Genomic DNA, 10115 nt, shown 5'->3' on the forward strand with positions numbered 1-10115 from the left:
CGGAGCTATTGTGGAGATCGAGGTTCAGCATAGCGAGTCTGGCGCACGTTTGTCCTCAGCGCCGGCAGAGCTTGCCCTAGCTTCTTGGATGCATGTTCAATTGTTCTGCAAGGCAAGCGAATTTAAGGTGCGAAGATTGGGCAAGATGGGCCGCGGGAGTCCACTATATATTGCTTAGGGCGGGTTCGGTACAGGCCAAGTGGCATGAGCATCGATCGGATACATCGGTCGGGGAATCTTGTTGAATGGGAAGGCATTGAGACGTCGTGCCGTAAGGCCGGGTGCATCGACATCAAAAGTTTGCGCTGGTCCAAAGAACTCGCTGAAACCCGCTCGGAAATGACCACGGGATTTTACGACCAAACTGCGGACTTGGGTGAGGTCAACACCCACCATCTCGAAAAATATCGGATCAACACATTGTTGACGCTGAGAGATCACCAGAACCTGAATGCCGTCAATCCGCAGCAAGCAAGTCGGTCCTAGGTCAATGCTTTGCCCCGCGGCGATTCCCTTTCGTCCGACGCAGCGACCACCATGCAGTCGCTCGACGGTCGCTTGCGCTTCAAAAATCCCAGAGAGAGGATCTTCCTCGTCCCGATTAAATCGAGCGAGAAAAGTCGCACCTTCTCCAAGTTCATGTGCTTCAGCTGCGAGAAGAGGGTCATAAAGGCCCCCTAACGCACAGTTCTTGACGCCTTCCATGTGAAAGGCCGATAGGAGCCAGACCGTATTGCCGCGAGCGCCCCCACCAGGATTGTCGCTCGTATCGGCGAAAACGACCGCAGGTTTTTCACGGTCAAAGTCAGCTTTACGTGCCAGCGATACTGCATCGGCGATCGAGGTCAGACGCATGACGAATTCATCGCGTTCGGCCCAAAGCTTACTTGCAACGGCAAAAGCGACGCGCTTGGCTGACGCTTCATCGCGATCTGCGGTTACCGTGACCGCCATACCGGATTTCGGACTATCGCCATGAGTATATCCGGTCGTAAGAGAGATATTGAGGATAGGCGGAGTCCACAGAGAACGTGCGTAGTCGAGAACCTCGCAAATCGGGTGATTGTCCGTAAGCTGTGTAGGAGAGGGCGCTATAAGTGGGAGCTTCACAAATCCAATCTTTGTGCACATGCCCTTGAGCATACTTGCGACGAGATCGGCTGCTTCCATACCGCGTTCGGTCATGTCGATGTGCGGATTGGTCCGATAAGAGATGAGAGCATCAACCTGCTCAACCATTTCCTCAGACACATTGGCGTGAAGGTCGAGCGTGATCACCAGAGGGACATCCGGACCGATAATTCGCCGAACCTGCCTTAGCAGCGTAGCTTCTGGGTCTTCGTCCTTTGTGCCCTTTGAAGAGCCATGCAAGGCGAGGTAAACGGCATCTAAAGGAAGCGCATCAGAGATGCGATTGCAGATTGCGGCCGTCATCTCATCGAGGAGTGACTGTTCTATGGGCCCGGTAGCTCCACCATCAGCGCTGATCAAGGGTACGAGTTGGCAGTTGGGGGCTAGCTCGATGAAGCGGTCAACAAATCCCTTTAGTTCCTTTGGACTGCTCGGATGACTTTGCTGCAGGTCCGATAGCAGCGCTTCGTCGACGAAATACCCATTGCTGGAGAAATCCTGTTTCGTTGCTTTGGGTGCACGTGGATTGCATTCAGCTAGCAGACATCCAACAGCAACTTTGTAATCGCCATCTAGAAATCGCATGCCATAAAGTCCTAAAGTCGAGAGAATACGGTATACCGTATGCGTAATGGGGCGAGCTGTCAATCATGGGGGATTGGGGCTTTCTGCGCCCTATGCCCGTGCCGTTAGGGCGGTGCATTTCTTTCCTCCCAACGGTCAAGGATACAAGTTGCTGACCCGGGGCATCGCTGCTCGGGCACCTACGACGGCTGCCGGCCTGGGCTTCAATGAGCTAACTCCTTGGCACAGACCAGGCAGCTGCAGACCTCGCTCGTGCCGTCGGCAGGTCCGAATGCGCCGATCCGGGCGAGGAACGAATGGCACGTCGCTCGGCGTGGTGCCTGACAAGAGGCAAGCTAAAATTCTCAAGCTTGACAGTATACAGAATACATGAAACCATTTGCATACTGAATACAGGCGATTAGATCGAGTTGCAGCGCTCATGCTTGGCTGCACAACAGGGGCAGGCGAATGCCGAATTCAAGGTTTGCCGGGGGAGCAAGCTTGTTGCGTTGGATTTGCGCAGTAGGTGCGATTTCCGGTCGCCCGGCGGAGACGCCTAATGCGTAGCCTAGAAAAACTAGCTGTGATGCACCGCCGGGAATTCTCTTGGCATGTTTGTGGCCGAGCTCCGGAGGGCAAAGGTCGTCGGCTTTTGCCTCCTTTACTGACTCGCTTCGAGGCAGATCTGCAGGAGGGGGCTTTCCGACAGACGAAGCTTCCAGCTTCTTGCGTTTCTCGGGCCGTAGCCGACATCAAAAACGTATGCCGGTTTTCGTTGGAACCGGCCTGTTCAGAATCGGGCTGATGCCGTGACTGTCTTTATCATTCGCCGATTGATTCAAAGCACCCTGACCCTTTTCGTAACCTCTCTGTTGGTGTTTCTTGCAGTCTACGCAATTGGAAATCCAATTGATGTTCTGATTGATCCTGCGGCCGACCAGATCGAATTCGAACGGGCGATGAAAGCGTTAGGACTCGACCGGCCTATTTGGGACCAGTACATCATTTTTCTGACGAACGCGCTGCAGGGAGACGTCGGGCGTTCCTTCGTATTCAACACCCCAGCAATCGATCTTATCTTGCTGCGTTTGCCGGCGACACTCGAGCTCGCAATCACTGCGCTGATTCTCGCCAACGTGCTCGGAATACCACTCGGTCTTTATGCCGGACTCAAGCCCGAAAGCGTTGCAGGCCGCTCCGTTATGGCCGGTTCGATCTTGGGATTTAGCCTGCCCGGATTCTGGGTGAAGGTGTCATTGATCATGTTGTTCGCAGTCGAGCTTGATTGGTTGCCAGCGGGCGGGCGCGGGGAAACGGCAACATTTCTCGGCATAACCTCAAGCCTTTTTACCGTTGATGGACTGAGACACATCATCCTACCGGCAACAGGACTATCACTCTTCACGATGGCCTTGGTCATTCGACTGACAAGTGCAGGCGTTCGGGAAACTTTACCAATGGACTTTATCAAATTTGCGCGAGCCAAAGGCCTTAGGGAATCACGCGTAATCTCCGTACATGTTCTCAAGAACATCCTTATTCCAATTGTGACCGTTGTTGGACTGGAATTCGGTGGGCTGGTTGCCTTCACGGTGATCACAGAGTCGATCTTTTCCTGGCCGGGAATGGGGAAGCTTCTTATAGATTCCATCAACTTTCTCGATCGACCTGTAATCGTCGCCTACATTGTGCTCGTTGCAACGATGTTCATTGGAATCAACCTCGTCGTTGATCTTGTCTATGCGGTTCTTGATCCGCGGGTGCGACTCTCCGATGCAGGAGGGGCAGGCACGTGACTATTGTTTCCTCGCTTACACCAGAGCAGAGGGCCGTCGCTGAGCGAGAGGTCTATGTTGAGACGCCGCTGCGACGGTTTGCATCGGACTTCAGTGACTCCCGTATCGCCCTTTTGGGCCTGGCGATGTTTCTCGCCTTTATTTCTCTAGCTGTCTTTGCGCCGTTGCTCGCGCCGCAGAATCCTTATGATCTTTCGACATTGGATTTGCTGGACAGTCGATTGCAGCCGGGGCAGTCGCTATCAACTGGCCAAATCGCCTGGCTGGGCACCGACGGGCTCGGCCGCGATATGCTGAGTGCGATCATGTATGGCCTGCGAATAAGTCTTTCTGTTGGTGTGATGAGCGCGCTGATTGCGCTAGTCATCGGTGCGTCAGTGGGGCTGGTTGCGGGCTATGCCGGAGGATGGCTCGATGCGGTGATCATGCGGATCGTTGATATTCAGCTCAGTTTTCCGGCGGTTCTCATCGGCTTGGTTCTGATTGCGGTATTGGGAACCGGAACCGAAAAAATCATTATCGCTCTTGTGGCGGTGCAGTGGTCATACTACGCACGTACCATTCGAAGCACAGCGATCGTCGAGCGCCAGAAAGAGTATATCGAGGCCGCGAGATGCCTGGCGCTAGGTAGGGGCGTGGTCTTGTTCCGACACCTTTTGCCTAACTGCATGCCCTCACTAATTGTAGTCGTGACGGTGCAAGTGGCCCATTCGATTGCGTTGGAAGCTTCACTGTCCTTTTTGGGGGTTGGTCTGCCTGTAACCGAGCCTTCGTTGGGGAGACTGATATCGAATGGCTTCGAGTATATGATGAGCGGAAGCTATTGGATTAGCTTCTTTCCAGGTGTGGCTCTTCTTCTGCTGATTCTGTCACTGAACTTGGTTGGGGACCAAGTGCGTGACGTCCTCAATCCCCGCCTTCAGCGGTAGCCTCATGTCTCGCGCTCCGACCCTGAGTGTTCAGCGCCTTAGCACTTGGTTCCACACCAAGGCGGGGATAGTGAAAGCCGTCGAAGAGGTGTCTTTTGATGTGATGCGAGGAAAGATATTGGGCTTGGTTGGAGAGTCCGGTTCAGGAAAGACTGTCACGGGGTTCTCGATCTTAGGGTTGGTAGAAAAACCCGGGAGAATCGAACAGGGGCGTATATTGTTCAATGGTAGCGACCTACGTCGCGCGTCACCGGAGGAGCTTCGTGATATCCGGGGCAATCGTATCTCCATGATCTTTCAAGATCCTATGATGACTCTCAACCCGGTCCTTAGAATCGACACCCAGATGATCGAGACGATTCGCGCTCACAAGAAGATTTCTTACGATGATGCACGAGTTCTCGCTCGCGATGCGCTTGGAAAAGTGGGAATTCCCAGCCCCGATGAGCGCCTTGCGGCCTATCCGCACCAGTTTTCCGGTGGCATGAGGCAGCGTGTAGCAATCGCAATTGCACTTCTGCACAAACCCGAATTGATAATCGCCGATGAGCCGACGACGGCGTTGGACGTTACAATCCAGGCCCAAATCTTGTCGGAAGTGCAGAAGCTATGCCGTGAAGTAGGAACGGCGTTGATTTGGGTCACACACGACCTCTCTGTGGTGGCGGCGATCGCCGACCAGATCTGTGTCATGTACGCAGGCCGGATTGTCGAACGCGGCTCGACGGAGAGTGTACTCGATGGTCCGAGCCACCCCTATACGAATGGGTTGATCCACTCGGTGCCAGGCAACAATCGACCCGGAACCCCGCTCCAACAAATTCCAGGTGTGATGCCGTCGCTGCTATCCCTGCCGGTTGGTTGCAGTTTTCGTCAGAGGTGCCGCTATGCCGATAGCATGTGCATGGCGGAACCAGAATTCAACGCTGTGGAAACAAACAGGGACCACATTGCGAGGTGTTGGCACCCGTTGGCTGAAGGGAGGCCGGCATGAAGGCCAACCTGGCGACAACAACGGATAACAGAGTCCGAGGGGATGCCCTGATCGAATTGGTTAGGGTATCCCGCAGTTTCGAGAAGAAGCGCGATGTAGCGGTAAAGATCGCAAATACAATGGGGCTGGGTGCGAAAGAAGAAATTGTTCAAGCCGTAGATCGTGTTGATTTGGTTGTTCGAAAAGGGGAGGTGGTTGGCCTCGTCGGAGAATCGGGCTGTGGTAAGTCGACGCTTGGCCGCATGGTTGCTGGAATATTGCCTCCCAGTAGCGGCAGCATCTACTACGGTGGGAAGAGCGTTTCAGCGTTGAATAGAGCCGAGCGCAGAGCGGCAGCATTAGCGGTTCAGATGATCTTTCAAGATCCTTTCGCTTCGCTCAATCCTCGTATGCGCGTCAAAGAGATCATCGCAGGAGCTCCGTTGTATCACGGACTGGTCCGTCGCTCTGAAGTCGACCAGCATGTGGATCTTATGATGGAGCGAGTCGGCCTTGATAAAACCTATAAGCGACGTTATCCGCACCAGTTCTCTGGCGGGCAGCGACAACGTATTGGCATAGCGCGCGCTTTGGCGGTAAATCCCAAGCTTATTGTCTGCGACGAATCAGTGGCAGCTCTCGATGTTTCAATTCAGGCGCAGGTCCTCAATCTCTTTATGAAGTTGCGCCAAGATCTCGATCTTACATACCTATTTATCAGTCATGACCTCGGCGTCGTCGAGCATCTGGCGGATCGCGTGGCCATCATGTACCTAGGTCGCATAGTGGAAGAGGCAACGACTGCGGAGCTATTTTCAAAACCCAATCACCCCTATACAACTGCCTTATTGAAGGAGGTTCCTCGCCTCGATTCACGCCATAGAGAGTTCCAGACAATCAAAGGTGAGATTCCGTCTCCGATCAATCCGCCTTCAGGGTGTCACTTCCACCCTCGCTGCCCTCACGCTATGTCGCGATGTCGACTTGAGCAGCCAAAACTCATGGAAGTAGCGCCTGGACGTCTTTCGGCCTGTCATTTAAATGATGGAAAATAAGGCTTATCGCTTATCAACCTGAATGCATACGCAAAAAATAGTCGTATAGTTTTATTGAGCAATAAGAGTTGTAGGTGACTATTAGCTTTTCAGGGTTGGATGCTGTTTTGTTTGTGAGCGAAGTCAGTGACAAGCAGAAAGCGGAATCGTCCCTATTAAAGAAAGGGGCAAGCGGTAGTGAAACGGTACTGGAAACGTGGCAATTCAGTTTTGTCCACAAACCTTCTTCTGGCAGTTACGGGTTGACAAACATGGACGCATTGGCGCGATCTACTTACCTCTTTGAACAGATTCACGACATTCTCTGGGAGAAGATTCTCTCGGGAGAGATTGAGCCTACTCAGCGTCTCAAGGATGTCGAGTGGTCGAAGCGGCTTGGCGTCAGCCGCACGCCAGTCCGTGAGGCGATGAGGAAGATGCAGCAAGAAGGGATCCTCATCCCGCTATCCCAAGGAGGCTATGAAGTCCGAGCAGTTTCCGTTGAGGATCTGCAAGGCTTGTATCGCTGCAGAACAGTGCTGGAGGTCCAAGCTGTACGTGAGGCGGCGGGCCATTTCAGTGCAAAAGCCGCCAGCAAGTTCAACGCTCTGATGCGCAAGGCGGATAAAGCGATCGAAAAAGGGGATTTCGATCGAGTCTTTGGCCTTAATAGCGACTTCCATGGATCAATGATTGAGCTCAGCCAGAATGTCCATCTGATCGGTCTCTGTCGGACGCTGCAGAAGCTCATTCTCTATTATAGGTCGGCGCTTTTGAACAAGGTTAAGTCGGATCCCAGCCGTGAGGCAGACTACGTGAACCGCCTAAAAGCGAAGCAGGATGAGCACCGAGCAATAGTTGAAGCGCTAACAAAGGGCGACGAAGAGGGTGCAGCCCTGTTGATGCAGAATCATCTTTTGGAAACGGCCCAGCATATGGACATCAAGTAGATGCATATGGCTCCCGGGTAGCGCATATCCCAATGCGCCTATCGAAAGTCGACTGAAGGCAGCCGTTGCTGGGCTTGAGGGTCATATCTAGATGCTCAGAGCGAGTGAGCGAGAGCCAGGTCCCAATTCAACTGCATTGCCATCGTGAAGTCTTATAGAGATTTCGGACCTTGCCGGCACCGATGCAGGGGCCGGTGCAGCTAAGTAGGTTCCCCCGGTCACCCGCCGGAGTTTGATCGAGGCTTTGCGACACACTGCCTTGTCGTATGACAAAAAGGGGAAACGGGCTGGTCACATGGTATTGAAGGTCTCTTAAGAGATCAGTCGGCCGCCTTAGCGCTTAGGCGGAGCTGCCGGGCCAGTATTTCTCACCTTCACAACCCGTTGAGTACGCCTGCGTGGCAGAGGGCGGCGCGAAGCACAATCCAATCGAGTATTAAATTGTGGCCTCCAACTTCTCAGCTGGAAAACAATGAGCTTTCAAGAGCCGAGAATTCGTGCCGCCTGATGAGCGAGCTTCTCATGCAGGGCGCCAACGAGCATGGACGCCTGCTGGAGTGTAAGCTCACCGAACTGTTCGGGCTCAAGCGGCTCACTAAACTCCGGAAAGTCCATCACCCTGATTGGGCGTCCGAGGTCTGTGAAGCGACTAAGAAAGTAATTTGAGAGGTCCGCGCCGGTGCTGTCGACCCAATTGCCGACCAGTCCTTCGATCTTCTGCAGAAGCTGTTCTGAATCCCCTTGCATATCAGCCGTCCCACTCAAGATTGTTGCGACCAGGTCGTTGACCAATTCGCCGTCCCTTGGATATGCCGAAGACGGCCAAAGCATGAAAATCGCAGAAGGCAGGAGTATCAAGAACACCGGGTCGAGCTGATCAACCTGCTGAATCATCGATTCTTGAATTCGTCGCACGATACTTGCGCTGCGACGGAAGTACCCACGCTTACGAGGTGGAAATCCAGCGATCGCGCGCGCACCCCAATGAAAGTGAGGATTGAACGGTTTTGTCATGCTCTCACGCTCGACAGAGGAGTCGCCATAGTGAGTATTCATCACGGCCATTAGAGAGATCATGAGAGGGCCGGAGACGAGCGGAACAGCAGGCGGGAGATTGCGAATTTCCTCTGCAAGCAGCTGAGGGTTTGCAGCAAGCTTGAAAGGAATCAGCGCAGCATCAACGAACGCGGCGACTGTGTCGTACTCGGTCTCGTCCAATATGACGCGCTGACCTGTCAAATGAATCGCGTTACGGTGAACCCGCCCATCGAGAGTGATGATGCGATCGAACACGCGAAGCAGCGCATTCTGATCGCGCCGAAGAATGGCATCTTCGATCAATGCAACAAGCGTGCGGCGAAGAAGATCTTCTTGCTTCAACAACGTTGCAGACTGGAAGTGGAAATCGTAGCCCATAAGCTGTCGCAGCCGGCGCCGGTGATACTCGACGAGAGGGAGCGGCTCGTCGTCATCGCGAGTCATTACAAACGGGACGAAGTAGGGGAGCCTTCTATCTCGTTCAGAGAACTCCGCGCCATTCCACGTTAGAAGCGATAATTCCCGCCGCTTGCCGTGTGATACAGCCGAACCAGGTAAATAAGCCCAATCGCCTTTCTCAAGTTCGCTATCTTCAGTCTGATTGAAGTCGACCAGCAGGGGATAGCCGAGCTTTTTTGAGCCGCAGATGGCGTTGTTAAAGTCAAGCGCGCCGGAGCGGCCCCGAGCTATTTCGCCCCAGTTACCCAAATGTCCGCTTCTAGGCACGGTCAACTTTTCTGCCGCGGACAACACCTCAAATAGTGTTTTGATTTTAGTCCGGGACCCGCCCATGTGAACCCAGTCAAATGCGAGCTCTCGGTTGTCAAAGCGCTCCAATTGACGCGATGAAAGCTTTGCTGCCGCACTGGTTTCGTCGGGCAGACCAAGCCGACTAAGGAGGGTCAGCGGAGATTGCTGGAGTTCGCTATGAACGGAGCCTGCGTGCTGCATTAATTGCTACCTCTCTTCCTAAAAACAACGGCCTTTTTTTGGATCTGGAAACGTCCACGCTGTGTCACAAGAAAGAGACGGGCGCCTGCAGAAAAGGCTGAGCCATGTGGTGTTGTGCGAGGACGCCCCCCAATAGAGACAAGGCGGTCGGACGATGAGGGGAGATCTGACGTGAGGCCGCTTGAAAGACCGACAGATCCACCTTTTCTATGTTCAGGAAAAGTGCAGCCTATTCAAGAAAATGCCACTGGATATATCTACCGGCAAAGCGGCGATGCGAGACAAGAGGTCCTTTGGTTGTTTATCGCGCGCCAAGCGGCAGAAACTCTCTCGTGTCTGCGCCGACATACTGCAAAAGTGGGCGTATCAGAATGTTATTCTCTTTCTGCTCAAGAGTTTGTGCGATCCACCCGGGCATGCGGCTGGCGGCAAACACGGCCCCGAAAAAATCATCTGGGATTCCAAGCAGGGCATAGGAGACAGCCGCATAGAAATCGACGTTCACATTGACGCCGTGACGCGTATATGGGGCCATTTCTTCGGCGACTTTGTCGAGAATCTCAAGCCAACTGGTATTGCCATTCAGGCGGCTCAAGACTTCTGCGTGTCCACGTAAATAACGCGCCCGCGGGTCGACGGTCCGGTAGACGCGGTGGTGAGCGCCCGGTGTACCCGACCTTGCGAGGCTTGTGACGGTTGTGGGATTTTTCGCGGGTGAGCGGGCGGTCGTGTCCGCTTAAATTACG

The 10115-nt window shown here is 53.7% G+C and carries 7 protein-coding genes and 1 pseudogene; 5 read left to right on the plus strand and 3 right to left on the minus strand.

What is annotated here, in order from left to right:
• Nucleotides 1-174: 174 nt before the first annotated feature.
• Complete coding sequence (locus H7X47_RS22155) at nucleotides 175-1716, minus strand: M81 family metallopeptidase (protein WP_193370939.1); 1542 nt, start codon at nucleotides 1714-1716, stop codon at nucleotides 175-177.
• 791 nt (nucleotides 1717-2507) lie between these two features.
• On the opposite strand from H7X47_RS22155, the gene H7X47_RS22160 reads away from it, so the two are divergent.
• The 5 genes from H7X47_RS22160 (at nucleotide 2508) to H7X47_RS22180 (ending at nucleotide 7380) form a co-directional block, all read left to right on the plus strand.
• Nucleotides 2508-3494 carry an ABC transporter permease gene (locus H7X47_RS22160; RefSeq protein WP_193370940.1) on the plus strand — a complete coding sequence of 329 codons (987 nt, stop codon included), beginning with the start codon at nucleotides 2508-2510 and terminating at the stop codon, nucleotides 3492-3494.
• Entirely contained in the window at nucleotides 3491-4423 is a 933-nt protein-coding gene (locus tag H7X47_RS22165; RefSeq protein ID WP_193370941.1) for an ABC transporter permease, read from the plus strand. The genes H7X47_RS22160 and H7X47_RS22165 overlap by 4 nt, the downstream gene beginning before the upstream one ends.
• 70 nt (nucleotides 4424-4493) lie before the next feature.
• Nucleotides 4494-5417, plus strand: a complete 924-nt coding sequence (locus H7X47_RS22170; protein ID WP_322096528.1) for an ABC transporter ATP-binding protein — start codon at nucleotides 4494-4496, stop codon at nucleotides 5415-5417.
• Nucleotides 5414-6451, plus strand: coding sequence for an ABC transporter ATP-binding protein (locus H7X47_RS22175; protein ID WP_193370942.1), 1038 nt, complete (start codon nucleotides 5414-5416; stop codon nucleotides 6449-6451). Before H7X47_RS22170 ends, H7X47_RS22175 begins: the two co-directional genes overlap by 4 nt.
• A 74-nt stretch (nucleotides 6452-6525) precedes the next feature.
• Nucleotides 6526-7380, plus strand: a complete 855-nt coding sequence (locus H7X47_RS22180; protein ID WP_193370943.1) for a GntR family transcriptional regulator — start codon at nucleotides 6526-6528, stop codon at nucleotides 7378-7380.
• A 480-nt stretch (nucleotides 7381-7860) separates the two neighbouring features.
• On the opposite strand, the gene H7X47_RS22185 is transcribed toward H7X47_RS22180, so the two are convergent.
• Nucleotides 7861-9369 (minus strand): DUF6025 family protein, encoded by a 1509-nt coding sequence (locus H7X47_RS22185; RefSeq protein ID WP_193370944.1) that lies wholly within the window; start codon nucleotides 9367-9369, stop codon nucleotides 7861-7863.
• Nucleotides 9370-9670: 301 nt separating this feature from the next.
• Nucleotides 9671-9979, minus strand: a pseudogene (locus H7X47_RS26585) (citrate/2-methylcitrate synthase); the annotation flags it as partial.
• Nucleotides 9980-10115: the final 136 nt, after the last annotated feature.

Source organism: Pelagibius marinus (assembly GCF_014925385.1).
Lineage (GTDB): Bacteria > Pseudomonadota > Alphaproteobacteria > Kiloniellales > Kiloniellaceae > Pelagibius > Pelagibius marinus.